This is a genomic window from Pseudomonas sp. P4_C4, assembly GCF_056402055.1.
The window spans coordinates 40,807-65,314 of the sequence record NZ_JBFUID010000014.1 but is presented as its reverse complement, the minus strand read 5'-3'; the positions used below and the strand labels follow the sequence as shown (position 1 = coordinate 65,314).

Genomic DNA, 24,508 nt, shown 5'->3' with positions numbered 1-24,508 from the left:
GAGCTGCCGAAGGCTGCGATCTTTTTGCTTATATCCGATGCCTTTAGTCAACTAAATACAAAGCTTCCTAACTATTACGTTGACATTCGCTGCTTAGGCAGTAATATCTCGACATACATTCACTGCCTAGGCAGCTAATTGGTGGTCAGATGAAACATTTCTCTCCAGACGATTTCCAGAATTGCCATCTCGGTTTGTTGCTCGGACGCGCCGCGCTGCTCAAGGACCGGATCATCGACACCCACATGGAACCCCACGGCATCACTGCCGCGCAGTTCAAGGTGTTGATCATCATGGCCCAGTTCGGCGTCGATTCGCCGGGCGAGTTGTGCCGCCACCTGTCCCTGGACAGCGGTTCAATGACCCGCATGCTCGATCGTCTGGAACAGAAAGGTTTCCTCGCTCGCCAACGCTCCGAGGCGGATCGTCGCCAAGTGCAGCTTGTGCTCACGGAAGAAGGGCAGAAGCTCGCCGGGCTGCTGCCGCACATCGGCGCCGAAGCCATGAATGAACTGGCCGGTGCCATCACTCCAGAGGAGCTGAAAACCCTGGAGTTGATCCTGAAGAAAATTTTGGTGGCAGCCGGTGACGCGATCACCCTGCTGCGGGTAGGTGACAAATGAGCAGTACCCCCTTGCGTACCGGTCTGAGCCTGGTGCTGTTGGCCATGAGCGTCGCCGGTTGCGCCAGTTATAGCGGCCTGAAAACCGAAGGCGTCAGCCTCGACGCGAAAAACCTCAAGGCCGGACAATCCCTCAGCGGCGTGACGTTGTCGCCGGCCGCCTGGCCGAAAAGCGACTGGTGGAAAAGCCTCGGCGACCCGCAACTCGACGGCCTGATCCGCGAGGCCTTGCGCGACAGCCCGGACATGCAGATCGCCGACGCCCGTGCCCATCAGGCCAGCGCTGCCGCTTCCGCAGTCGACGCCGAGCGGATGCCGACCCTGGATGCCAGCGCCGGTGTCAGCCGCTCGCGCCAGGCCCGGGACCAGGATCCGCGCGGGCAGGGCGACACGTACGCCACCATTCGCAACATCAGCACCAGTTTCAATTACAACTTCGACCTGTGGGGCGGTCAGCGCGATGCCTGGGAAGCGGCCCTCGGCCAGGCCCGCGCCGCCGAAGTCGACCAGCAGGCTGCGCAATTGACGCTGGCCGCCGATGTCGCCCGGGCCTACAGCGATCTCGGCCAGGCACACATCGTCTATGACCTGTCCAACGAAGACCTCAAGCGCACCCGGCAAATGCTCGACCTGAGCCAGCGGCGCCTGACTGCCGGGATCGACAGCCAGTACCAGTTCCAGCAGACCGAAAGCCTGGAAGCCACTTCCCAGGCCAACCTGATCGACGCCGAAAAGCGCTTGAACAGCGCGAAAATCGCTCTCGCGGTGCTGCTCGGCAAAGGCCCGGACCGTGGCAATGAAATTGCCCGACCCAACATTCTTCAGCCGAGTGCGGTAGCGCTACCTTCGGTGCTGCCGGCCGAGTTGCTCGGACGTCGCCCGGACCTGGTGGCCGCGCGCTGGCGGGTCGAGGCGGCGAGCAAAAGCATCGACGCCGGCAAGACCCGGTTCTATCCCAACCTGAACCTCAGTGCCGCCGCCGGTGCCGAATCCCTGTTGGGGGATGCGATGTTTGGTTCGGCCAGCCGCTTCTTCAACATTGCACCGACGATCTCGGTGCCGATCTTCGACGGTGGTCGCTTGCGCGCCGACCTCGATTCGCGCGACGCCGATTACGACCTCGCCGTGGCGCAGTACAACAAAAACCTGGTGAAGGCGCTGGGGGATGTCAGTGACAGTATCAACCAGTTGCGCGATATCGGCCGGCAGATCGCTGCCCAGCAGCACGCCACCGACATCGCCCAGGATTCCTACAACACCGTGGTCCAGCGTTACGGTTCCGGCATCGGCAACTACCTGGACGTGCTCAGCATCGAGCAGCAACTGCTCCAGGCCCAGCGCCAGCTGGCCAACCTGAATGCCGAGCAGATTGACCTGTCGATCCAGTTGATGCAGGCGCTGGGCGGCGGTTTCCAGCCTGAGGCCATTGCCTCGGCCACCGCCGCGCCAGCCACGCTGACCCACTAATTCAAGGTACTTGTCATGGCCACTGCCGATACAACTCAACCTCCTGAAAACACCCAGGGCAACCCCAATTCGGGCAAGCGCAAATTCATGTTGTTGATCCTGGCGGCCGTCGTCGTGCTGAGCGGCGCGGGCGTCTGGGCCTACCACGAGTTCTACGGGCGCTGGAGCGAAAGCACCGACGACGCCTATGTGAACGGCAACGTGGTGGAAATCACGCCGCTGGTCACCGGCACCGTGGTCAGCATCGGTGCCGACGACGGCGATCTGGTCCATGAAGGCCAGGTGCTGGTGAACTTCGACCCGAACGATGCCGAAATCGGCCTGCAAAACGCCCAGGCCAACCTGGCGCGCACCGTGCGTCAGGTGCGTGGCTTGTACAGCGATGTGGATGGCATGAAAGCCCAGGTCAACGCCCAGAAAGCCGAAGTGCAAAAGGCCCAGGACAACTTCAACCGACGGAAGAATCTCGCCGCTGGCGGGGCGATTTCCCAGGAAGAGCTGTCCCATGCCCGCGACGACCTGACCTCGGCGCAAAACGCCCTGGCCAACGCCGAACAAAAGCTCAAGACCACCAGCGCGCTGGTCGATGACACCGTGGTTTCGTCGCACCCGGACGTAATGGCCGCTGCCGCACAACTGCGTCAGGCGTACTTGAATAACTCGCGCAGTACGCTGATTGCACCGGTGACCGGTTACGTGGCCAAGCGTTCTGTACAACTTGGCCAGCGCGTGCAACCAGGTACCGCGCTGATGGCGGTGATTCCGCTGGATCAACTGTGGATCGACGCCAACTTCAAGGAAACCCAGCTGCGTGACATGCGCATCGGCCAGCCGGTCGAGATCGAAACCGACCTCTACGGCAGCGACGTCAAATACAGCGGCACCATCGACAGCCTCGGCGCCGGGACCGGCAGCGCCTTTGCCCTGCTGCCGGCGCAGAACGCCACCGGTAACTGGATCAAGATCGTGCAGCGCGTGCCGGTGCGGATCCACGTCAACGCCGAAGAGCTGGCAAAACACCCGTTGCGGGTTGGCCTGTCGACCATGGTCGATGTGAATCTGCGCGACCAGAGCGGGCCGGTGTTGGCGCAACAACCGCCGCAGAAGGCTTCGTTCAGCACTAACGTCTACGACCGTCAGTTGGCCGAGGCCGACGCGATGATCACCCAGTTGATCCACGACAACAGCGCCGCGGTCAGCAAAACCGCGCAACGCTGATTCGCCAATCCGTCATCACACCGACCTCTGTGGGAGCGAGCTTGCTCGCGATAGCGGACTGACATTCAACATCAATGTCGACTGAACCGACGCAATCGCGAGCAAGCTCGCTCCCACAGGGCCAGTTGCGTCTGTAACAGGCGCAGCGCCAATCCTGCTCCAAAAAATTCAGCTCCAAAGGATTCGCGATGAGCAATAACGCGTCTTTCACGCCACCCAGCCTGCTGCTCAGCACCATCGGCCTGTCGCTGGCGACCTTCATGCAAGTGCTCGACACCACCATCGCCAACGTGGCGTTGCCGACGATCTCCGGCAACCTGGGCGTGAGTTCGGAGCAGGGCACCTGGGTCATCACCTCGTTCGCCGTGAGTAACGCCATCGCCTTGCCGTTGACCGGTTGGCTCAGTCGTCGTTTTGGCGAGGTGAAGCTGTTTGTCTGGGCGACACTGCTGTTCGTGCTGGCCTCGTTTTTGTGCGGGATTTCCACCTCAATGCCCGAGCTGGTGGGCTTCCGGGTGCTGCAAGGGGTGGTGGCGGGGCCGTTGTACCCGATGACCCAGACCTTGTTGATTGCCGTTTATCCTCCAGCGAAACGGGGGATGGCACTGGCATTGCTGGCAATGGTGACGGTGGTCGCGCCGATTGCCGGGCCGATCCTCGGCGGCTGGATCACTGACAGCTATAGCTGGCCGTGGATCTTCTTTATCAATGTGCCGATCGGCCTGTTCGCGGCATGGGTGGTGACTCGGCAGATGAAAAAGCGTCCGGTGGTCACCAGCCGCCAACCGATGGATTACGTCGGTCTGATCGCGCTGATCATTGGCGTCGGGGCGCTGCAGATCGTGCTCGACAAGGGCAACGATGCCGACTGGTTCGAATCCAGCTTCATCGTGATCGGCTCGGTGATTTCGGTGGTGGCCCTGGCGTTCTTCGTGATCTGGGAAATGACCGACGAACACCCGGTGGTCAACCTGCGCCTGTTCGCCCATCGCAACTTCCGTTACGGCACCATCGTGTTGATTCTGGGGTACGCCGGGTTCTTCGGGATCAATCTGATCCTGCCGCAATGGTTGCAGACGCGACTGGGCTACACCGCGACCTGGGCAGGTTTTGCCGTGGCGCCGCTGGGGATCCTGCCGGTGCTGCTGTCGCCGTTTGTCGGCAAGTACGCGCCGCGATTCGACATGCGCGTGCTGGCGGGCGGGGCGTTCCTGGCCATCGGCCTGAGCTGTTTCATGCGCGCAGGCTTCACCAATGAAGTGGACTTCCAGCACATCGCGCTGGTGCAGTTGTTCATGGGGATCGGCGTGGCGCTGTTCTTCATGCCGACCCTGACCATCCTGCTGTCGGACCTGCCACCGAGCCAGATTGCCGACGGTTCGGGGCTGGCGACGTTCTTGCGTACCTTGGGCGGCAGTTTCGCGGCGTCGTTGACCACCTGGATCTGGATTCGCCGGGCGGATCAGCATCACGCCTACCTGACCGAAAGCATCACCCCGTTCGATCCGGCGACCCGCGAAGCGCTGACCAACCTTGGCGGGGCAGGGGTCAAGGCCTACACGCAGCTGGAGCAGACGGTGATCAGCCAGGCGTACATCATGTCCACGGTGGATTACTTCACCTTGCTGGGCTGGATGTTCATGGGGTTGATCCTGATTGTATGGCTGGCCAAGCCGCCGTTTACTGCCAAGGCGGGGCCTGCGGCTTCAGCGGGACACTAAACACCGCACAACCCCTTTAGGAGCGAGCAGGCTCGCTCCTAAAGGGGTTGTGTTTGGTAGTTAGTTCGCGGGTGCAGCGAGTGGTGGTGGCGGAGTGAAATCAAACGGCGCCAGCGCAAACCCTTGCTCATCCACCTGCAACGCCCACCCTTGACGATCCCAATCCCCCAGCACAATGCGCCGGGCCGCTTGCTCGCCAAGCTGCAACTTGTGAATCGCGGGACGATGGGTATGCCCGTGGATCAAGGTTTTCACCCCGTACTCCTGCATGATCCGCGGAATTTCCTCGGGCGTGACATCGACGATGTCATTGGCCTTCATCCGCACCTGCGCACGGCTTTCACTGCGCAGCTTGCGTGCCAGCTTGTGCCGGGTGCTTAACGGCAGGTTGCGCAGGATAAACAGGGTGATCGGGTTACGCAGGTAGCGACGCAGCTTCATATAGCCTTCGTCGCGGGTGCACAGGCTGTCGCCGTGCATCAACAGCACCGGTTCGCCGTTGAATTGCACGACACTCGGGTCTTTCAGCAGGGTGCAGCCGGCCTGTTTGCAGAAGGCCTTGCCGAGCATGAAGTCGCGATTGCCGTGCATCAGGAAAATGGCCGTGCCGCTGTCGCTCAAATCGCGCAGGGCCTGGCAGATGGAGCGCTGGAAGGGTGTCATGGCGTCGTCGCCGATCCACACCTCGAAGAAATCGCCCAGAATGTACAACGCACTCGCCGAGCGGGCGCGTCCGGCGAGCAAATCCAGAAACGCCCGGGTAATGTCCGGGCGCTCCTCTTCCAGATGCAAGTCTGAAATCAGCAATATCACTCAATGATCTCGGCTTTCTCGATGATCACGTCGTCTGCTGGTACGTCCTGGTGGCCGGACTTGGAAGTGGTGGCCACGCCTTTGATCTTGTCGACAACGTCGGTGCCGGCGGTCACTTTACCGAATACCGCGTAGCCCCAGCCCTGAACGTTCTTGCCGCTGTGGTTGAGGAAGCTGTTGTCGGCCACGTTGATGAAGAACTGTGCGGAAGCCGAATGCGGCTCCATGGTGCGGGCCATGGCGACGGTGTACTTGTCGTTGGAAAGGCCGTTGTCAGCTTCGTTCTGGATGCTTGGGCGCTTGTCTTTCTTTTCTTTCATGCCTGGCTCGAAACCGCCGCCCTGGATCATGAAGTTACCGATGACACGGTGGAAAACGGTGTTTTCGTAGTGACCGGCTTTAACGTACTCGACGAAGTTGGCCACGGTGATCGGGGCTTTGTCGGCGTTCAGTTCGAGGACGATGTCGCCATGGTTGGTAGTCAGTTTGACTTGGGTCATGATCGGGACTCTTTTAAGGAGAAGCGTTTCTAAGGAATTCGTGGTTTTGGGACATTCCGTCCCGCAACCGGTTCAGCCTGTCTCGGCCAAGGTGCGCAGTTTAGCGTGACAGGCACGAATTTCGAGGCTGTTTTTTCATTTACGGCCTATTAAATACGACGGTTTACAGAGTGCGCTCTGTCAGGTACTTGACGGCATCGGCTATGATAGCGGCTTTGTTTTGTCCGGCCTTCATTACGGCCACGCACTTGTACGTTCAAGGATCCTATGAGCAAGCCCACTGTCGACCCTACCTCGAATGCCAAGACCGGCCCTGCCGTGCCGGTCAATTTCCTGCGGCCGATCATCCAGGCAGACCTGGAATCGGGCAAGCACACGCAGATCGTCACCCGTTTTCCGCCTGAACCCAACGGCTACCTGCACATCGGCCACGCCAAGTCGATCTGCGTGAACTTCGGCCTGGCCCAGGAGTTCGGCGGCGTCACGCACCTGCGTTTCGACGACACCAACCCGGCCAAGGAAGACCAGGAATACATCGACGCGATCGAAAGCGACGTCAAATGGCTGGGCTTCGAGTGGTCCGGTGAAGTGCGCTACGCCTCGCAGTATTTCGACCAGTTGCATGACTGGGCGGTGGAGTTGATCAAATCCGGCAATGCCTACGTTGATGACCTGACCCCGGAACAAGCCAAGGAATACCGTGGCAGCCTGACCGAGCCGGGCAAGAACAGCCCGTTTCGCGAGCGCAGCGTCGAAGAGAACCTGGATCTGTTTGCCCGAATGAAAGCCGGCGAGTTCAAGGACGGCGCACGGGTGCTGCGGGCCAAGATCGACATGGCCTCGCCGAACATGAACCTGCGCGACCCGATCATGTATCGCATCCGTCACGCCCACCACCACCAGACCGGTGACAAGTGGTGCATCTACCCGAACTACGACTTCACCCACGGTCAGTCGGACGCCATCGAAGGCATTACCCATTCGATCTGCACCCTGGAGTTCGAAAGCCACCGTCCGCTGTACGAGTGGTTCCTCGAGCACTTGCCAGTGCCGGCCAACCCGCGCCAGTACGAGTTCAGCCGCCTGAACCTGAACTACACCATCACCAGCAAGCGCAAGCTCAAGCAACTGGTCGATGAAAAGCACGTCAACGGCTGGGACGACCCGCGCATGTCCACGCTGTCGGGCTTCCGCCGCCGTGGCTACACGCCGAAATCGATCCGCAATTTCTGCGAAATGATCGGCACCAACCGTTCCGACGGCGTGGTGGACTTCGGCATGCTCGAATTCAGCATCCGTGACGACCTCGACCACAGCGCCCCGCGCGCCATGTGCGTGTTGCGTCCGCTGAAAGTCGTGATCACCAACTACCCGGAAGGCCAGGTCGAGAATCTCGAGCTGCCGTGCCACCCGAAAGAAGACATGGGCGTGCGCGCACTGCCGTTCGCCCGTGAAATCTACATCGACCGTGAAGACTTCATGGAAGAGCCGCCAAAAGGCTACAAGCGCCTGGAACCGGCCGGTGAAGTGCGTCTGCGCGGCAGCTACGTGATCCGCGCCGACGAAGCGATCAAGGACGCCGATGGCAACATCGTCGAACTGCGCTGCTCGTACGATCCGGACACCCTGGGCAAGAACCCGGAAGGTCGCAAGGTCAAAGGTGTGGTCCACTGGGTGCCGGCCGCGGCCAGCGTCGAGTGCGAAGTGCGCCTGTACGATCGTCTGTTCCGTTCGGCCAACCCTGAGAAGGCCGAAGACAGCGCCAGTTTCCTGGACAACATCAACCCTGATTCGCTGCAGGTACTCACCGGTTGTCGTGCCGAGCCTTCGCTGGGCAATGCACAGCCGGAAGACCGTTTCCAGTTCGAGCGCGAAGGTTACTTCGTCGCGGATATCAAGGACTCGAAACCAGGTCAGCCGGTATTCAACCGTACCGTGACCCTGCGTGATTCGTGGGGCCAGTGATTTAGCGTCAAGGAACTAACGTGCTTACGATCTACAACACGCTCACCAAGAGCAAAGAAGTTTTCAAGCCTTTGGATGGCAACAACGTGCGCATGTATGTCTGCGGGATGACCGTGTACGACTACTGCCACATTGGCCACGGCCGCAGCATGGTCGCGTTTGACCTGGTGACCCGCTGGTTGCGGTTCAGCGGTTATAACCTGACCTACGTGCGCAACATCACCGACATCGAAGACAAGATCATCAATCGTGCCCGCGAGAACGGCGAACCGTTCGACGCGCTGACCGAACGCATGATCACTGCTATGCATGAGGACGAGGCGCGCCTCAACATCCTCAAGCCGGACATGGAACCGCGTGCCACCGATCACATTCCGGGCATGCTGAGCATGATCCAGACCCTGATCGACAAGGGTTACGCCTACGCCCCGGGCAATGGCGACGTGTACTACCGCGTCGCCAAGTTCATGGGTTACGGCAAGCTGTCGCGCAAGAAGATCGAAGACCTGCGCATCGGCGCACGGATCGAAGTCGACGAGTCCAAGCAGGACCCGCTGGACTTCGTGCTGTGGAAAGCCACCAAGCCGGGCGAACCGAGCTGGCCATCGCCGTGGGGCGCCGGGCGTCCGGGCTGGCACATCGAATGCTCGGTGATGTCCACCTGCTGCCTGGGCGAGACCTTCGACATTCATGGCGGCGGCAGCGATCTCGAGTTCCCGCACCACGAAAACGAAATCGCCCAGAGCGAAGCGGCCACCGGCAAGACCTACGCCAACGCGTGGATGCATTGCGGCATGATCCGTATCAATGGCGAGAAGATGTCCAAGTCCTTGAACAACTTCTTCACCATTCGCGACGTGCTCGACAAGTACCACCCGGAAGTCGTGCGTTACCTGCTGGTGTCGAGTCACTACCGCAGCGCCATCAACTACTCGGAAGACAACCTCAAGGACGCCAAGGGCGCCCTGGAGCGTTTCTACCACGCGTTGAAAGGCCTGCCGAACGTTGCACCGGCTGGCGGCGAAGCCTTCGTCGAGCGTTTCACCCAGGTGATGAACGACGACTTCGGCACGCCGGAAGCCTGCGCGGTACTGTTCGAGATGGTCCGCGAGATCAACCGCCTGCGCGAGAGCGACCTGAACGCAGCGGCCGGTCTGGCGGCGCGTTTGAAAGAGCTGGCCAGCGTGTTGGGTGTATTGCAGCTCGAAGCCGATGACTTCCTGCAGGCTGGCGCCGAAGGGCGCGTCGATGCAGCCGAAGTCGAGGCGCTGATTGCAGCGCGCCTGGCAGCGCGTGCCGGCAAGGACTGGGCCGAATCTGACCGCATCCGCGACCAGCTCACTGCCATGGGCGTGGTGCTGGAAGACGGCAAGGGCGGTACGACCTGGCGTTTGGCTGACTGATTGCTTTGCTTATTACAGACAAAACCCGCCTTGTGCGGGTTTTTGTTTATGGGGTTGGACTCCAGGCTTGTGTTGACAGGGCTGGCGCCATCGCGAGCAAGCTCGCTCCCACAGTGTCCGTGTCGAACACAAAATCTGTGGGCATCTCTGAACCTGTGGGAGCGAGCTTGCTCGCGATGGTCTCAAGTCGAGTACCGCCAGTGCGGCTAACCTGTCATTCAACCTGGCGCAACCGCTTGTAAAGGGTATTCCTGCTCACCCCCAATCGCCTCGCCAGATACGAAATATTCCCCCCCGCCGCCTGCAACTGCCGGTTCAAATCTTCGGCATCATTCAGATCCACGGCTAACGGTTCCGGCGTATCGACCGGCTCCATCTCCAGATCAACAAAAAAATCATCCGGCAAATGCTCCGGCCTTATCGGTTGTTCCTCGGCCATCGCCAATGCCACCTGCATCACACTGCTGACCTGGCGCAAATTCCCCGGCCACGGGTGGCGGCTGAACAACTCCATCACTTCGTGACTCAACCCAGCCCACTGACTCAGTTCGCGGTGCTGTTCCCACAAGCGTTTGAACAGTGCCTCTTTATCGCTGCGCTCTCTTAACGGTGGCAATTCCAGAGTCAGGCCGCCGATGCGGTAATACAGGTCTTCACGAAACCGCCCCAGTTGTACCTGTTCGCGCAACGAGCGATTGGTCGCGGAAATGATGCGCAAGTCCACCGGGAACAACTCGCTGCTGCCCACCGGTTGCACGCAACGCTCCTGCAACACCCGCAACAGGCGCGCCTGGGTCGGCAGCGGCATGTCACCGATTTCGTCGAGAAACAGCGTGCCTTTGTCAGCCTTGCGGATCAGCCCGATGCTGCCTTTCTGGTTGGCGCCGGTGAACGCGCCTTTCTCATAGCCGAACAACTCGGACTCCACCAGTTCGGCGGGAATCGCTGCACAGTTGACGGCGATGAACGCTTGTTTGCTGCGCGAGCTGGCTTGATGCAGGGCTTTGACGAACACTTCCTTGCCGACCCCGGTTTCACCGTGGATCAACAAGGGAATGTCTTTTTCCAGCAAACGCTCGGCCTGACGCACGGCTTTTTCCACGCGACTGTCGCCGAAGTGCAGGGTGTTGAGGCTGATGGCCGCGGGTACCGCTACAACCGGTTCGGTGAACACTCGAGGTTGAATTGATGCCTGTTTCGGCCGCTTCAACAGGCACTGGAAGCGGTTGCGCCCCGAGGTCTGCAGGGCGAAGGGCAGGCCTTCGGGCTGGTTGAGCAACTCCAGCAGCGAGACCTTGAACAGGCTTTCGACACTGACCCGCGACAGGCTGATGCCCAGCAGGTTGTCGGCCCGGCGATTGGCCGACAACACTTGGCCAGTCTCATCGAATATCAGCAGCCCCGCCCACTGACTGTCGAGGTTGTTCAGTCCGGTGTTGAACGTCAGTTGGAAATGCTGGCCATGGAACAGGTTGAGGATCAGCCGGTTTTCCACGGTCTGGCTCATCATCTTGACCATGCCCAGGGTGTGGGAGGGCGGCAGGTAGCTGTCACTGGACACGTCCAGCACCGCGATCACCTTGCGCTCGGCATCGAAAATCGGCGCGGCGGAGCCGGTCATGAAGCGGTTGGCCTTGAGGAAATGTTCGTCGTGCTCGATGTGCACCGCTTGTTCACAGGCCAGGGCGGTGCCAATGGCGTTGGTGCCGCTGCAGCGTTCCATCCAGCTGGCGCCGGCGCTGAACCCCCGTGCCAGTTTGGGTTCGATAAAGCGCTGCGTTCCCCACGACGTGAGCACCTGGCCCTGATGGTCGGCGAGCATGATCAGGCAATTGGAATTGCTCAGGATGTTCTCGTAGTAGGGCAGCACTTCCTGGTGGGTGGTTTGCACCAGTGAATGTTGGCTCTCCAGCAATTGCGCAATGCCCGCTGCCGGCAATTGGTCGAATGCCGGTGTGCTCTGATGACTGAGACCGAACGCGCGGCAACGGGACCAGGAGTCCTGGATGATGGCGTCGTGGGACAGCGGCGAGGCAGGTGCGGCCATGGCGGTCGATCTCTGAACAATCTTTATTGTTTTTATGGGATAGCGCCGATCCCTGTAGGAGCGARCTTGCTCGCGATGCACGTGAGAGCGCCGCGTTTATTCAGGCAGCCCTCGTCAACGTTAACGTCCATCGCGAGCAAGCTCGCTCCTACAGGGGCCGTGAACAGTCCGTAGAGTGTTGTTCACTATTGTTCACTGTCAATGGGTGAACTGTTCAATTGTTCATTTTCGATTGTTCATTTGTGTTCAGCAACGAACGCGGTTTGTACGTCCCGTTCGGGAATTTTAAGCTGAATCAATAGCTTGAATTTTTTGGCACGGATGTCGCTATGTAGCTCCGGTCGCTTGACTCCAAAAAAAAAAGGCCGAGCCATGTCATTAACCCTGGAGCACGTCAGCCGCACCGTCGAGGGCCAGACCTGGATCGACGATGCCAACCTGAGTTTTGAACCCGGTTCCTTCAACGTTTTGCTGGGTCGCACCTTGTCCGGCAAAACCAGCCTGATGCGCTTGATGGCCGGTCTGGACAAGCCCGACAGCGGCCGCATCCTGATGAACGGCGTCGATGTCACCCAGCGCCCAGTGCGCCTGCGCAATGTGTCGATGGTGTATCAGCAGTTCATCAATTACCCGACCATGACCGTCTTCGAGAACATCGCCTCGCCGCTGCGCCAGGCCGGTGTATCCAGCGAGCTGATCCAGAGCAAGGTGCTGGAAACCGCGAAGATGCTGCGCATCGAGAAATTCCTCCAGCGCCATCCCCTCGAACTCTCCGGCGGCCAGCAACAGCGCACGGCCATGGCCCGGGCGCTGGTCAAGGATGCCGAGCTGATCCTGTTCGACGAACCGCTGGTCAACCTCGACTACAAGTTGCGTGAAGAGCTGCGCCAGGAAATGCGCGAGCTGTTCAAGGCGCGCCACACCATTGCGATCTACGCCACCACCGAGCCCAACGAAGCCCTGGCTCTGGGCGGTACCACGACCATTCTTCACGAAGGCCGGGTGATCCAGAGCGGCCGCTCTTCCTCGGTCTATCACCAGCCGCAAACGGTGCTGGCGGCCGAGCTGTTCTCCGAGCCGCCGATCAACCTGATGCCGGGACGCATTGCCGGCAACGAAGTGAGTTTCGCCAACTTCGTGCACTTTCCGTTGAACGTCGATTTACGTCCGGTGGGCGAGGGCGAGTTCCGTTTCGGCGTGCGGCCCAGTCATATCTCGCTGGTGCCGAGCAACGACGATGACCTCGAGTTGGCGGTGACCGTCGAAGTCGCGGAAATCAGCGGCTCGGAAACCTTTCTTCACGTGCGCAACGAGCACTTCCTGCTGGTGCTGCACTTGCCGGGTGTTCACGAATACGACGTCGATGCGCCGATCCGCATCTACATCCCGACCCATAAACTGTTTGTGTTCGATACGCAGGGGCGGCTGGTCCAGGCGCCGGGCCGGCGTGTCACGAGGGTTGCCTGATGGCCGAAATCCGTTTGCACAACCTCGCCCACAGTTACACCAAAACCCCGGTGGGACCTGAGGACTACGCGATCCGCGAGATGGACCACATCTGGGAGCAGGGCGGCGCCTACGCGTTGCTCGGACCATCGGGCTGTGGGAAATCGACCTTGCTCAACATCATTTCCGGGCTGCTCAGCCCGTCCCAGGGCCATGTGCTGTTCGACGGCAAAGCGGTCAATGACCTGACCCCGGAGAAGCGCAACATCGCCCAGGTTTTCCAGTTTCCGGTGGTCTACGACACCATGACGGTGTTCGACAACCTGGCCTTCCCGTTGCGCAATCAAGGCATGGTGGAAGCGAAAATTCACAGCAAAGTGCAGGAAATCGCTGAAGTCCTCGACCTCCAGGCATTGCTTTACAAGAAGGCGCGCAACCTCACCGCCGACGAAAAACAGAAAGTCTCCATGGGCCGCGGGCTGGTGCGCGATGACGTGTCGGCGATCCTGTTCGACGAGCCGCTGACGGTGATCGACCCGCACCTGAAGTGGAAACTGCGGCGCAAGCTCAAGCAGATCCACGAGCAGTTCAACATCACCATGGTCTACGTCACCCACGATCAGCTGGAGGCCTCGACCTTCGCCGACAAGATTGCGGTGATGTACGGCGGGCAGATCGTGCAGTTCGGCACGCCAAGGGAATTGTTCGAGCGCCCGAGCCACACCTTTGTCGGCTACTTCATTGGCAGTCCGGGGATGAACCTGATCGAAGTGCAGCCGCAACCGGGTGGAGTCGGTTTTGCCTCGACCCATCTGCCGCTGTCCGAGGCCATGCAGCAGCGCATCGCCGAGTCCGAATGGAAAACCCTGAAGGTCGGCATTCGACCGGAGTTCGTCCATGTGTGGGACGAAGCCTTTGATGACGCGCTGCGGGCACAGGTCGTACACGTCGAAGACCTGGGCACCTACAAAATCATGACCCTCAACCTCGATGGCGTCCCCCTGAAGGTGCGCCTGGCCGAAGACAAATTGGTGCCGCAAGGCACGGCCTACATCAGTTTTCCGGCGCAATGGCTGATGGTCTATGCCGACGAATTCCTCCTGGAAACCCAAGCCAACATTGAGGTGCAGCCATGAACAAGGTGCAGAACAACAAGGCCTGGTGGCTGGTACTGCCGGTGTTCCTGCTGGTGGCATTCAGTGCGGTGGTCCCGATGATGACCGTGGTCAACTATTCGGTGCAGGACATCTTCGACCAGTCCAGCCGTTATTTCGTCGGCGCCGACTGGTACAAGCAGGTGCTGCTCGACCCGAGGCTGCATGACTCGTTGCTGCGTCAGTTCATCTATTCCGCCTGTGTGCTACTGATCGAAATTCCGCTGGGCATCGCCATTGCCCTGACCATGCCGACCAAGGGCCGCTGGTCTTCGGTGGTGTTGATCGTGCTGGCAATCCCGTTGCTGATCCCGTGGAACGTGGTCGGCACCATCTGGCAGATCTTTGGCCGCGCCGATATCGGCCTGCTGGGGGCGAGTCTCAAGGCCATGGGCATCAGCTACAACTATGCGGCGAACACCATGGACGCCTGGGTCACGGTGCTGGTGATGGACGTCTGGCACTGGACCTCGCTGGTGGCGCTGTTGTGCTTCTCCGGGTTGCGGGCGATTCCCGACGTGTATTACCAGGCGGCGCGGATCGACCGTGCCTCGGCCTGGGCGGTGTTCCGGCATATCCAGTTGCCCAAGCTCAAGAGTGTGCTGCTGATCGCGGTGATGCTGCGCTTCATGGACAGTTTCATGATCTACACCGAACCGTTCGTACTCACGGGCGGCGGTCCTGGCAATGCCACGACCTTCCTCAGTCAGACCTTGACCCAGATGGCCGTAGGGCAATTCGACCTGGGGCCGGCAGCGGCATTCTCGCTGGTGTACTTCCTGATCATCCTGTTGGTGTCCTGGCTGTTCTACACCGCCATGACTCACTCTGACGCCAACCGTTGAGGACCGCGCCATGAGCAAAAGAAAACTTATCCCCTTGCTGCTCTACATCCTGTTCCTGCTGGTGCCGATCTACTGGCTGCTGAACATGTCCTTCAAGAGCAACACCGAAATCCTCGGCGGCCTGACGCTTTTCCCACAGGATTTCACCCTGGCCAACTACAAGGTGATCTTCACCGATCCGAGCTGGTACACCGGCTACATCAACTCGGCGTACTACGTGAGCCTGAACACGATCATTTCCCTGACCGTGGCGCTACCGGCGGCCTATGCCTTCTCGCGCTACCGCTTCCTCGGTGACAAGCACCTGTTCTTCTGGTTGCTGACCAACCGCATGGCGCCGCCGGCGGTGTTCCTGTTGCCGTTCTTCCAGCTGTATTCCTCGATCGGCTTGTTCGATACCCACATCGCCGTGGCCCTGGCCCACTGCCTGTTCAACGTGCCGCTGGCGGTATGGATTCTCGAAGGCTTCATGTCCGGCGTGCCCAAGGAAATCGACGAAACCGCCTACATCGATGGCTATAGCTTTCCCAAGTTCTTCGTGAAGATTTTCATCCCGCTGATCGGCTCCGGCATCGGTGTCACGGCGTTCTTCTGCTTCATGTTTTCCTGGGTCGAACTGCTGCTGGCGCGAACCCTCACCTCGGTGAACGCCAAACCCATCGCGGCGGTAATGACCCGCACCGTCTCGGCATCCGGTATCGACTGGGGGGTACTGGCGGCGGCGGGGGTGTTGACCATCCTGCCGGGCATGCTGGTGATCTGGTTTGTTCGCAACCACGTGGCCAAGGGCTTTGCCCTGGGCCGGGTATGAGGAACTGATGATGGAATGGATGAGCTGGACCGTCCCCACGGCGGCATTCTTCAGCGTGATTGCCCTGATTCTGGTGGTCATGACCACCTGGGAATTACGTTCGCCGAGCATCCTTCGGCGTGGTTTTCTGCCGATTGCCACCACCCGTGGCGATCGCTTGTTTATCGGTCTTCTCGGCAGCGCCTACCTGCACTTGCTGGTAATCGGCGTCACCGACTGGAGCATCTGGGTCGCCTTCGCGATGTCCCTGGTGTGGCTGTTGGCTGTGATGCGTTGGGGCTAGTCGAATCGCTCGGCAATGTTGCTCCGAAACTTAAACAGGAGGTCTCTATGTTCGACAAAAACAATAAGCTGCGACATAGCATTTCATTGGCAGCCATGCTGGCACTCAGCGGTTTGAGCGCATCTGCCTGGGCCGATGCCTACGAAGATGCCGCGAAAAAATGGATAGGCAGCGAGTTCAAGCCGTCCACCCTGACGGCCGATCAGCAGCTCGCGGAATTGAAGTGGTTCATCAAGGCGGCGGAGCCATTCCGCGGGATGGACATCAAGGTGGTGTCGGAAACCATTGCCACCCACGAGTACGAGTCCAAGGTGCTGACCAAGGCCTTCACCGAAATCACCGGCATCAAAGTGACCCACGACTTGCTGCAAGAAGGCGACGTGGTGGAAAAATTGCAGACCGTGATGCAATCGGACAAGAGCATCTATGACGGCTGGGTCAACGACTCGGACCTGATCGGCACGCACTTTCGTTACGGCAAGACGGAATCGATCACCGACCTGATGGCCAACGAGGGCAAGAACTTCACCTCACCGACCCTGGACATCAAGGACTTCATCGGCATCTCGTTCACCACCGCGCCGGACGGCAAGATCTACCAGTTACCTGACCAGCAGTTCGCCAACCTCTACTGGTTTCGCGCTGACTGGTTCGAACGCGCAGACCTCAAGGCCAAGTTCAAGGAAAAGTACGGCTATGAGCTGGGCGTGCCGGTGAACTGGTCAGCCTATGAAGACATCGCCAAATTCTTCAGCGAAGACGTCAAGGAAATCGACGGCAAACGCGTCTACGGGCACATGGACTACGGCAAGAAAGACCCGTCACTGGGCTGGCGCTTCACCGATGCCTGGTTCTCCATGGCCGGTGGCGGCGACAAGGGGCTGCCCAACGGTTTGCCGGTGGACGAGTGGGGCATCCGCGTCGAGGATTGCCATCCGGTGGGTTCCAGCGTAACCCGCGGCGGCGACACCAACGGCCCGGCGGCGGTGTTCGCCACCACCAAGTATGTCGACTGGATGAAGAAGTACGCGCCACCGGAAGCGGCGGGCATGACCTTCTCCGAATCAGGTCCGGTGCCGTCCCAGGGCAACATCGCCCAGCAGATCTTCTGGTACACCGCCTTCACCGCCGACATGACCAAACCGGGTCTTGCGGTGATGAACGCCGACGGCACGCCGAAATGGCGCATGGCGCCGTCACCGCGCGGACCGTACTGGGAAGAGGGCATGAAGCTGGGGTATCAGGACGTGGGTTCCTGGACCTTCATGAAATCCACGCCTGAGAAGCAGAAACTGGCGGCCTGGCTCTATGCGCAGTTCGTGACCTCGAAAACCGTGTCGCTGAAGAAGACCATCGTCGGCCTGACGCCGATTCGCGAGTCGGACATCAACTCGCAAGCGATGACCGACCTGGCGCCGAAACTCGGTGGCCTGGTGGAGTTCTACCGCAGCCCGGCCCGCGTGCAATGGACCCCGACCGGGACCAACGTGCCTGATTATCCTCGCCTCGCGCAGTTGTGGTGGAGCCACATCGCCGAAGCCGCCAGCGGCGAGAAAACCCCGCAAGAGGCGCTGGACGGCCTGGCCAAGGATCAGGACGCAATCATGAGCCGTCTGGAACGCTCGAAGGCACAAGCCACCTGCGCCCCGAAAATGAACCCGGAACGCGATGCGCAATACTGGTTCGACCAGCCGGGCGCACCGAAGCCGAAACTGGCGAATGAGAAGCCTAAGGGCGAGACCGTGAGCTACAGCGAACTGCTGAAATCGTGGGAGGCGGCGCGTAAGTAAAATGGTTGTAATGTGAAAGGCGAGCGGCACCGGAAGGTGCCGTTTTTGTTGGTGTCTGTTCCACCGTCATCGCGAGCAAGCTCGCTCCCACAGGTTTTGTGTCATACACAAAATCTGCGGGTATCCTCGGTCACTGTGGGAGCGAGCTTGCTCGCGATGGGGGCGTTACGGTCAAAGCATGTATTACCGCAGACCGATCAGACCAAAACAGCCAAATCCGTGTACTGAGCAACCACGGAATCGGCGGTGAGGAGTCTCATGGGTTCTGTGATGGCCGTTGCAATAATCAAACGGTCGAAAGGGTCACGATGGTGATGCTCGAGGTCTTTTACGGCAATGGCGTGTTCTGACGTTACCGGCAACTCGATGAAGCCGCTTTCGAGGCAGTATTGACGGATCTCCTCCAGATCGACGTTCAGCTTTCCTAGCCCGAGCTTGATTGCCATCTCCCAGAATGTCGCTGCACTGATGTAAATGTCGGCGGCGTTTTCAATGATCTTTCTGGCCTTGCCAGTTAGCCTTGGATCATCACTGAGAGTCCAAAGCAGAACATGGGTGTCAAGCAGAACCCTCATTCGTGAGTTCCCTCAAAAGCATCCAGCATGTCGTCGGGCAGGGGGGCGTCAAAGTCTTGAGGAAGAACCAGTTTGCCTTTCATCGCTCCGATACGCTGTGCGCAAGGTTTTCCCACGGGAACCAGACGAGCCAGGGCTCGACCATGTTTGGCAATCGTAATGATCTGTCCGGCTGCTGCATCATCGACGAGTTTGGACAGGTTGTTTTTTGCTTCGGCCAGCGGAACGACGATCATGGCGTTTCTCCTGAATTCTGGACAAATATAGCCAGAATTCAGAGCGCCGACAAAGGCAAGCTGACGATAGGTCAAATCGTCATGTGTCAAATTGGGTGAGTAATCAAAACTGCTGTCCCGCAACGTATAGGTTTCCCGTTTCATGGAATGCTCCGAATGGCTTTTCACGCACCATAGCGATCGGTAGCAATGATCGGATGTCAGCTATTCCATACCGTCGCTCAAGCATCTTCTTAAAATGGGTAGGGAAAAAAGCTCAAAAGATCGCAGCCTGCGGCAGCTCCTACAGGGTGTAAGCCATCCCGATGTAGGAGCTGCCGCAGGCTGCGATCTTTTGATCTTTGATCCCAAACGCAAAAACGGCACCCGAAGGTGCCGTTTCTGTTTACTACCGAGTGTCGCTCAAGCGATCAACCCGCCAGGCCCGACTGTTGAACCAGGTTCAACAACGGTTGTGGGTACAGGCCGAGGAAGAACGCCAGTACCGCGATGGCCAGCAGCATCACGCCGCCTGCACGTTGTTCCCAGTGCAGTTGGGCGTCGACTCGACGCAGGTTCGGTTCGATCAGGTACAGGGTGACCATCACACGCAGGTAGTAGAACACGCCGATGGCGCTGCCCAGTACCAGGGAGCCGACCAGCCACCATTGGTGCGATTCGACACCGGTGGCGATGATGTAGAACTTGCCGATGAAGCCCGCGGTCAGCGGGATACCGGCCAGGGACAGCATCATCACGGTCAGTACGGCGGTCAGGTACGGACGGCGCCAGAACAGACCGCGGTATTCGTACAGGGCGTCTGCGTCACGGCCTTTGTACGGCGAGGACATCAGGGTGATCACACCGAAAGCACCGAGGCTGGTGATCACGTAGGTGACCAGGTACACGCCGATGGCTTCCACGGCCAGACCCTTGCTCGCCACCAGGGCGATCAGCAGGTAGCCGAAGTGGGCGATGGACGAGTAACCCAGCAGACGCTTGAGGTTGCTCTGGGTCAGGGCCAGCAGGTTACCGAACAGGATCGACGCGATGGCGATGATGGTCAGCACGTTGCTCAGCACGCCGCTGCTCGCCGCTGGCGAGATCTGGAACAGACGCACCATCACCGCGAACACGGCAACCTTGGAAGCGGTAGCGAGGAACGCTGCAACCGGTGCCGGAGCACCTTCGTAGACGTCCGGAGTCCAGAGGTGGAAGGGTACCAGCGACAGCTTGAACGCCAGGCCGATCAGCATCATGCCCAGGCCCAATTGAGCCAGAGAGCTTGGCAGGCCAGTAGCCGCCAGCGCCTGGCCGATGCCGACGAAGCTCAGGGAACCGGCGTCAGCGTAGAGCAGGGCCATACCGAACAACAGGAACGCGGAACCGGCAGCCGACAGCACCATGTACTTGATGCCGGCTTCCAGCGAACGCTTGTTGAAGAAGGCATAGGCCACCAGACCGTAGACCGGTACCGAGAGCAGTTCCAGACCGACGAACAACCCGGCCAGGTGCTGCGCGCTGACCAGCACCAGGCCACCGGCGGCGGCCATCAGGATCAGCAGGTACAGTTCTTCACGGTTGCCCGGGTAACCCGTGCCGCCATCGCCGAGGTAGGCATGGGCGAGGGTCACACAGGCGAGGGTGGCGACCAGGATCAGCGCCATGTACAGGCAGGCGAAGCTGTCGATCTGCAGCAATGGGGTCACGGCCAGGGGCGCGACTTTCAGGGCAGGCAGGATCGACAGCAGTGCCAGGTTCAGACCCGCCACCGACAGCAGGAAGGTCTGGGAGTGGTTGCGGCGCCAGGCGATCGCCAGCATCACCACGATGATCGTGGCGCTGGTGATCAACAACGGCGCTAGCGCGATAAAGTGTTGAGTCGTGAATTCCATAGCGCTCTTACCGGGCCGAAGCGAGTTGAGTGAAGGCGGTGCCGAGCCATTGCTGCACGCCATGCATCGTAGCGGCAGAGGTATCGAGGAACGGTTGTGGGTACACGCCGATGTAAATCAGCAGTGCGGCCAGACCGACCACCATGATCATTTCGCGACCGTCCATGCCATGTAACACCGCGTCCGATTTCGACGGGCCGAAGTAGGCACGGTGGATCATGATCAGCGAGTAGACCGAACCGAACACCAGGCCGGACGTCGCGATGATGGTGACCCATGGAGCGATCGGGAAGGTGCCGATCAGAATCAGGAACTCACCGACAAAGTTACCGGTCGCCGGCAAGCCCAGGGAAGCTGCTGCGAAGAACAGGCTTAAGGCTGGCAGGTAAGCGATCTTCGACCACAGGCCACCCATCTCGCGCATGTCGCGGGTGTGGGTACGCTCGTACAACTGACCGGAGAGGATAAAGAGTGCCGCCGCCGACAGACCGTGCGCCAGCATCTGCATCACCGCACCCTGCAGCGCCAGTTGGCTGCCGGAGTAGATGCCGATCAGTACGAAGCCCATGTGGGAAACGGACGAGAAGGCAATCAGGCGCTTGATGTCGGTTTGCGCGAACGCCAGGAACGCACCGTAGAAAATCCCGATCAGACCCAGGGTCATCGCAAACGGCGCGAACTCGGCCGAGGCATTCGGGAACAGCGGCAGGGCGAAACGCAGCAGGCCATACGCCGCAGTCTTCAACAAGATACCGGCCAGGTCCACGGAACCCGCGGTCGGCGCCTGGGCGTGAGCGTCAGGCAGCCAGGAGTGGAACGGCACGACCGGCAACTTGACCGCGAAGGCGATGAAGAAGCCGAGCATCAGGATGTACTCGGTAGTCGTCGACATCCTGGTTTTCAACAGATCGGCGTAGTTGAAAGTAATCACGCCGGTGTCGTTGAAGTTGACCAGTACCAGACCCAGGATCGCCACCAGCATGATCAGGCCGGAAGCCTGAGTGAAGATGAAGAACTTGGTCGCCGCGTAGATCCGGGTTTTCTTGCCGTCCGAAGAACTGTGACCCCAGAGCGCGATGAGGAAGTACATCGGCACCAGCATCATTTCCCAGAAGAAGAAGAACATGAACAGGTCGAGGGCGAGGAACACGCCGACGACACCGCCCAGGATCCACATCAGGTTCAGGTGGAAGAAGCCAACGTGACGCTGGATCTCTTTCCACGAGCAGAGTACCGAGAGGACACCCAGCAGACCGGTCAGCATGATCATCAACAGCGACAGGCCGTCGAGGGCCAGGTGCACATTGATGCCGAAGCGCTGGATCCAGACGTGTTTGAACTCAAGCGCCCAGGTCGGATCGGCACCCGGTGCCGGAGCAAATGAATAGTCACCGTTGGCCCACAGCCAGAGGCCGAGGGAGAGCAGCAGGGACATGGTGATCAGCGCAATCCAGCGCGGGAGGGTGGCGCCGAAGCGCTCACCCATCCAGCACAGCAGGCCGCCGATGAAGGGGATCAGGATTAGCCAAGGCAGAATCATGACGGGTTCGTTTCCTTTCGCAAATTCGCAAGGTTCATATCAGACCGCTACCAGCACGACGGCGCCAATGACCAGCACGGCACCAGCAGCCATCGAGGCGGCGTACCAACGCAGTTGACCGGTCTCGGTACGGCTCAGGGCGGTGTGACCGCCTTTGGCCATGCGCGGGATCAGACCGATGGTCTGGTCGAGCGGGTCTTTGCGCAGGATGTGGCTGATCGCCAGGTACGGCTTGACGAACAGTTTGTCGTAGATCCAGTCGAAGCCCCAGGCAGCGAACCACCAGGCCGAGAGGATGCGGCCGATGCCGCTGTTGGCGATGCCGGTGACGAAGCGACGCTTGCCGAGGAACAGCAGCGCGGCCAGCAGGATACCGGACAGGGCGATGGCGCCCGAAGCGATTTCCAGACTGTGCTTGGCTTCGCCGCCGGCATGGCCGACGCTTTCCGGCAACACACCGTGCAGCGGCGGAACGATCATCGCGCCGACGAAGGTCGACAGTACGATCAGCACCGACAGTGGCAGCCAGTGAGCGATACCGTGACCAGCGTGGGCTTCGGTCTTCGCTTCACCGTGGAACGCGATGAAGATCAGGCGGAAGGTGTACAGCGAAGTCATGAACGCGCCGACCAGACCCGCGTAAAGCAGACCGTTGTTGCCGCTGGCGAACGCTTCCCAGAGGATTTCGTCCTTGGAGTAGAAGCCTGCGGTCACCAGAGGCAGGGCCGCCAGGGCCGCGCCGCCGACGATGAAACTGGCGTAGGCCAGTGGCAGTTTCTTCCACAGGCCGCCCATCTTGAAGATGTTCTGCTCGTGGTGGCAGGCAACGATCACCGCACCGGACGCAAGGAACAGCAGGGCCTTGAAGAAGGCGTGGGTCATCAGGTGGAAGATCGCGCCATCCCAGGCACCAACGCCCAGGGCCAGGAACATGTAGCCGATCTGGCTCATGGTCGAGTAGGCGAGGATACGCTTGATGTCAGTCTGAACCAGTGCGGCGAAACCTGCGAGAACCAGGGTCACACCGCCAACGATGCCCACCAGGTGCAGGATTTCCGGCGCCAGGGTGAACAGGCCGTGGGTACGGGCAATCAGGTAGACACCGGCGGTCACCATGGTTGCGGCGTGGATCAGTGCCGAAACCGGAGTCGGGCCGGCCATCGCATCCGCCAGCCAGGTTTGCAGCGGCAGTTGCGCGGATTTACCGACAGCGCCGCCCAGCAGCATCAAGGTAGCCATGACCATCCAGAAATCGCCGGACTGGAATTTCTGCGGAGCCAGCACCAGCAGTTCCTGGATGTTCAGGGTGCCCAGTTGGGCAAACAGAATGAACAGGCCGATGGCCATGAACACGTCGCCGATACGGGTCACGATGAAGGCCTTGAGTGCGGCGTTACCGTTGTTGCGGTTGCTGTAGTAGAAACCGATCAACAGGTACGAGCACAGGCCCACGCCTTCCCAACCGAAGTACACGAACAGCAGGTTATCGGCCAGGACCAGGAACAGCATGCTGGCGATAAACAGGTTGGTGTAGGCGAAGAAACGCGAGTAGCCGTCTTCACCGCGCATGTACCAGGAGGCGAACAGGTGGATCAGGAAGCCGACGCCAACCACCACACCGAGCATGGTTACGGACAGGCCATCCAGGTGCAGGGCGAAGTTCGGCGTGAAGCCTTCCACCGCCATCCACTGCCACAACACCAGGGTGTAGTGACCGCCTTCCGGCGGGGCGACGTTGAACTGCCAGATCACATAGGCCGCGACGATCGCCGACAGGCCAATGGAGCCGACGCCGATCAGCGCCGAAAGGTTTTCCGAGAGACGGCCGCGAGAAAACGCCAGCAGCACAAAACCGATCAGGGGGAACAGGAAAGTCAGATAGAGAAGGTTCATCCGCGCATCTCACTGGCAGCGTCGATATCGAGCGTGTGGAAGCGGCGATACAGTTGCAGCAGGATCGCCAGGCCAATACTGGCCTCGGCGGCTGCCAGGCTGATCACCAGGATGAACATGATCTGTCCATCCGGCTGCGCCCAGCGGCTACCGGCAACGATGAACGCCAGGGCGGAGGCATTCATCATGACCTCCAGGCTCATCAGCACGAAAAGGATGTTGCGGCGGACCATCAGGCCGACCAGGCCGAGGCAGAACAGGATGCCGGCGACCGCCAGACCATGCTCCATGGGGATAGCAGGCAT

At 60.0% G+C, this 24,508-nt stretch carries 21 protein-coding genes; 12 read left to right on the top strand and 9 right to left on the bottom strand.

Going from position 1 to position 24,508, the window contains the following annotated elements; all coding sequences use genetic code 11:
• Positions 1-149 precede the first annotated feature (149 nt).
• The 4 genes from AC1DXW_RS10085 (at position 150) to AC1DXW_RS10070 (ending at position 5,028) form a co-directional block, all read left to right on the top strand.
• Entirely contained in the window at positions 150-623 is a 474-nt protein-coding gene (locus AC1DXW_RS10085) for a MarR family winged helix-turn-helix transcriptional regulator (protein WP_477755444.1), read from the top strand.
• The gene (locus AC1DXW_RS10080) at positions 620-2,089 is read left to right on the top strand and encodes an efflux transporter outer membrane subunit (protein WP_477755443.1); all 1,470 of its coding nucleotides are present in this window, start codon (positions 620-622) and stop codon (positions 2,087-2,089) included. Before AC1DXW_RS10085 ends, AC1DXW_RS10080 begins: the two co-directional genes overlap by 4 nt.
• Before the next feature lie 15 nt (positions 2,090-2,104).
• Positions 2,105-3,307 carry an EmrA/EmrK family multidrug efflux transporter periplasmic adaptor subunit gene (locus tag AC1DXW_RS10075; protein ID WP_477755442.1) on the top strand — a complete coding sequence of 401 codons (1,203 nt, stop codon included), beginning with the start codon at positions 2,105-2,107 and terminating at the stop codon, positions 3,305-3,307.
• A gap of 188 nt (positions 3,308-3,495) precedes the next feature.
• Positions 3,496-5,028, top strand: coding sequence for a DHA2 family efflux MFS transporter permease subunit (locus AC1DXW_RS10070; RefSeq protein WP_477755441.1), 1,533 nt, complete (start codon positions 3,496-3,498; stop codon positions 5,026-5,028).
• 60 nt (positions 5,029-5,088) lie between these two features.
• Here the strand turns inward: AC1DXW_RS10070 and lpxH are convergent, their stop codons facing one another.
• Together lpxH and AC1DXW_RS10060 are read right to left on the bottom strand one after the other, a co-directional pair.
• Complete coding sequence (lpxH, locus tag AC1DXW_RS10065; RefSeq protein ID WP_477755440.1) at positions 5,089-5,841, bottom strand: UDP-2,3-diacylglucosamine diphosphatase; 753 nt, start codon at positions 5,839-5,841, stop codon at positions 5,089-5,091.
• Positions 5,838-6,341: a peptidylprolyl isomerase gene (locus AC1DXW_RS10060; RefSeq protein WP_046037821.1), complete on the bottom strand. Its 504-nt coding sequence runs from the start codon at positions 6,339-6,341 to the stop codon at positions 5,838-5,840. Before AC1DXW_RS10060 ends, lpxH begins: the two co-directional genes overlap by 4 nt.
• 267 nt (positions 6,342-6,608) lie before the next feature.
• On the opposite strand from AC1DXW_RS10060, the gene AC1DXW_RS10055 reads away from it, so the two are divergent.
• Both AC1DXW_RS10055 and cysS read left to right on the top strand, forming a co-directional pair.
• Positions 6,609-8,306, top strand: a complete 1,698-nt coding sequence (locus tag AC1DXW_RS10055) for a glutamine--tRNA ligase/YqeY domain fusion protein (protein WP_477753965.1) — start codon at positions 6,609-6,611, stop codon at positions 8,304-8,306.
• Between the two features lie 20 nt (positions 8,307-8,326).
• On the top strand, positions 8,327-9,709 hold the full coding sequence (cysS, locus tag AC1DXW_RS10050) for a cysteine--tRNA ligase (RefSeq protein WP_477753964.1): 1,383 nt from the start codon (positions 8,327-8,329) through the stop codon (positions 9,707-9,709).
• Positions 9,710-9,923: 214 nt separating this feature from the next.
• Here cysS and AC1DXW_RS10045 read toward each other — a convergent pair whose 3' ends face one another.
• Positions 9,924-11,756: a sigma-54-dependent Fis family transcriptional regulator gene (locus AC1DXW_RS10045; RefSeq protein WP_477753963.1), complete on the bottom strand. Its 1,833-nt coding sequence runs from the start codon at positions 11,754-11,756 to the stop codon at positions 9,924-9,926.
• Between the two features lie 372 nt (positions 11,757-12,128).
• Here AC1DXW_RS10045 and AC1DXW_RS10040 point away from each other — a divergent pair, with 372 nt between their 5' ends.
• The 6 genes from AC1DXW_RS10040 to AC1DXW_RS10015 are packed head-to-tail and all read left to right on the top strand — an operon-like array spanning position 12,129 to position 18,085.
• Positions 12,129-13,223 (top strand): ABC transporter ATP-binding protein, encoded by a 1,095-nt coding sequence (locus tag AC1DXW_RS10040; protein WP_477753962.1) that lies wholly within the window; start codon positions 12,129-12,131, stop codon positions 13,221-13,223.
• Positions 13,223-14,338 (top strand): ABC transporter ATP-binding protein, encoded by a 1,116-nt coding sequence (locus AC1DXW_RS10035; RefSeq protein ID WP_477753961.1) that lies wholly within the window; start codon positions 13,223-13,225, stop codon positions 14,336-14,338. The genes AC1DXW_RS10040 and AC1DXW_RS10035 overlap by 1 nt, the downstream gene beginning before the upstream one ends.
• Positions 14,335-15,201 carry a carbohydrate ABC transporter permease gene (locus tag AC1DXW_RS10030; protein WP_477753960.1) on the top strand — a complete coding sequence of 289 codons (867 nt, stop codon included), beginning with the start codon at positions 14,335-14,337 and terminating at the stop codon, positions 15,199-15,201. The genes AC1DXW_RS10035 and AC1DXW_RS10030 overlap by 4 nt, the downstream gene beginning before the upstream one ends.
• Before the next feature lie 10 nt (positions 15,202-15,211).
• Positions 15,212-16,012 (top strand): carbohydrate ABC transporter permease, encoded by an 801-nt coding sequence (locus AC1DXW_RS10025; protein ID WP_110662253.1) that lies wholly within the window; start codon positions 15,212-15,214, stop codon positions 16,010-16,012.
• 10 nt (positions 16,013-16,022) lie between these two features.
• Positions 16,023-16,295 carry a DUF2160 domain-containing protein gene (locus AC1DXW_RS10020; protein ID WP_095943787.1) on the top strand — a complete coding sequence of 91 codons (273 nt, stop codon included), beginning with the start codon at positions 16,023-16,025 and terminating at the stop codon, positions 16,293-16,295.
• A gap of 47 nt (positions 16,296-16,342) precedes the next feature.
• Positions 16,343-18,085 (top strand): ABC transporter substrate-binding protein, encoded by a 1,743-nt coding sequence (locus tag AC1DXW_RS10015; protein ID WP_477753959.1) that lies wholly within the window; start codon positions 16,343-16,345, stop codon positions 18,083-18,085.
• Between the two features lie 197 nt (positions 18,086-18,282).
• On the opposite strand, the gene AC1DXW_RS10010 is transcribed toward AC1DXW_RS10015, so the two are convergent.
• The 6 genes from AC1DXW_RS10010 to nuoK all read right to left on the bottom strand — a co-directional run bounded on the left by AC1DXW_RS10010 (position 18,283) and on the right by nuoK (position 24,508).
• Entirely contained in the window at positions 18,283-18,660 is a 378-nt protein-coding gene (locus tag AC1DXW_RS10010) for a type II toxin-antitoxin system VapC family toxin (RefSeq protein WP_477753958.1), read from the bottom strand.
• Positions 18,657-19,040, bottom strand: coding sequence for a type II toxin-antitoxin system Phd/YefM family antitoxin (locus AC1DXW_RS10005; RefSeq protein ID WP_477753957.1), 384 nt, complete (start codon positions 19,038-19,040; stop codon positions 18,657-18,659). Before AC1DXW_RS10005 ends, AC1DXW_RS10010 begins: the two co-directional genes overlap by 4 nt.
• A gap of 266 nt (positions 19,041-19,306) precedes the next feature.
• Positions 19,307-20,770, bottom strand: coding sequence for an NADH-quinone oxidoreductase subunit NuoN (nuoN, locus tag AC1DXW_RS10000; RefSeq protein ID WP_108217843.1), 1,464 nt, complete (start codon positions 20,768-20,770; stop codon positions 19,307-19,309).
• Between the two features lie 7 nt (positions 20,771-20,777).
• Positions 20,778-22,310: an NADH-quinone oxidoreductase subunit M gene (gene nuoM, locus AC1DXW_RS09995; protein WP_477753956.1), complete on the bottom strand. Its 1,533-nt coding sequence runs from the start codon at positions 22,308-22,310 to the stop codon at positions 20,778-20,780.
• A gap of 39 nt (positions 22,311-22,349) precedes the next feature.
• Positions 22,350-24,203, bottom strand: coding sequence for an NADH-quinone oxidoreductase subunit L (gene nuoL / locus AC1DXW_RS09990; RefSeq protein WP_477753955.1), 1,854 nt, complete (start codon positions 24,201-24,203; stop codon positions 22,350-22,352).
• A complete protein-coding gene (gene nuoK, locus AC1DXW_RS09985) occupies positions 24,200-24,508 on the bottom strand; it encodes an NADH-quinone oxidoreductase subunit NuoK (RefSeq protein WP_007946416.1) in 309 nt (102 codons plus the stop codon). Before nuoK ends, nuoL begins: the two co-directional genes overlap by 4 nt.

Coding starts and splice junctions, on each gene's coding strand:
- AC1DXW_RS10085 (WP_477755444.1), top strand. CDS start 150: ATGAAACATTTCTCTCCAGACGATTTCCAGAATTGCCATCTCGGTTTG.
- AC1DXW_RS10080 (WP_477755443.1), top strand. CDS start 620: ATGAGCAGTACCCCCTTGCGTACCGGTCTGAGCCTGGTGCTGTTGGCC.
- AC1DXW_RS10075 (WP_477755442.1), top strand. CDS start 2,105: ATGGCCACTGCCGATACAACTCAACCTCCTGAAAACACCCAGGGCAAC.
- AC1DXW_RS10070 (WP_477755441.1), top strand. CDS start 3,496: ATGAGCAATAACGCGTCTTTCACGCCACCCAGCCTGCTGCTCAGCACC.
- AC1DXW_RS10060 (WP_046037821.1), bottom strand. CDS start 6,341: ATGACCCAAGTCAAACTGACTACCAACCATGGCGACATCGTCCTCGAA.
- AC1DXW_RS10055 (WP_477753965.1), top strand. CDS start 6,609: ATGAGCAAGCCCACTGTCGACCCTACCTCGAATGCCAAGACCGGCCCT.
- AC1DXW_RS10045 (WP_477753963.1), bottom strand. CDS start 11,756: ATGGCCGCACCTGCCTCGCCGCTGTCCCACGACGCCATCATCCAGGAC.
- AC1DXW_RS10040 (WP_477753962.1), top strand. CDS start 12,129: ATGTCATTAACCCTGGAGCACGTCAGCCGCACCGTCGAGGGCCAGACC.
- AC1DXW_RS10035 (WP_477753961.1), top strand. CDS start 13,223: ATGGCCGAAATCCGTTTGCACAACCTCGCCCACAGTTACACCAAAACC.
- AC1DXW_RS10030 (WP_477753960.1), top strand. CDS start 14,335: ATGAACAAGGTGCAGAACAACAAGGCCTGGTGGCTGGTACTGCCGGTG.
- AC1DXW_RS10025 (WP_110662253.1), top strand. CDS start 15,212: ATGAGCAAAAGAAAACTTATCCCCTTGCTGCTCTACATCCTGTTCCTG.
- AC1DXW_RS10020 (WP_095943787.1), top strand. CDS start 16,023: ATGGAATGGATGAGCTGGACCGTCCCCACGGCGGCATTCTTCAGCGTG.
- AC1DXW_RS10015 (WP_477753959.1), top strand. CDS start 16,343: ATGTTCGACAAAAACAATAAGCTGCGACATAGCATTTCATTGGCAGCC.
- AC1DXW_RS10010 (WP_477753958.1), bottom strand. CDS start 18,660: ATGAGGGTTCTGCTTGACACCCATGTTCTGCTTTGGACTCTCAGTGAT.
- AC1DXW_RS10005 (WP_477753957.1), bottom strand. CDS start 19,040: ATGAAACGGGAAACCTATACGTTGCGGGACAGCAGTTTTGATTACTCA.
- nuoN (WP_108217843.1), bottom strand. CDS start 20,770: ATGGAATTCACGACTCAACACTTTATCGCGCTAGCGCCGTTGTTGATC.
- nuoM (WP_477753956.1), bottom strand. CDS start 22,310: ATGATTCTGCCTTGGCTAATCCTGATCCCCTTCATCGGCGGCCTGCTG.
- nuoL (WP_477753955.1), bottom strand. CDS start 24,203: ATGAACCTTCTCTATCTGACTTTCCTGTTCCCCCTGATCGGTTTTGTG.
- nuoK (WP_007946416.1), bottom strand. CDS start 24,508: ATGCCTGCTATCCCCATGGAGCATGGTCTGGCGGTCGCCGGCATCCTG.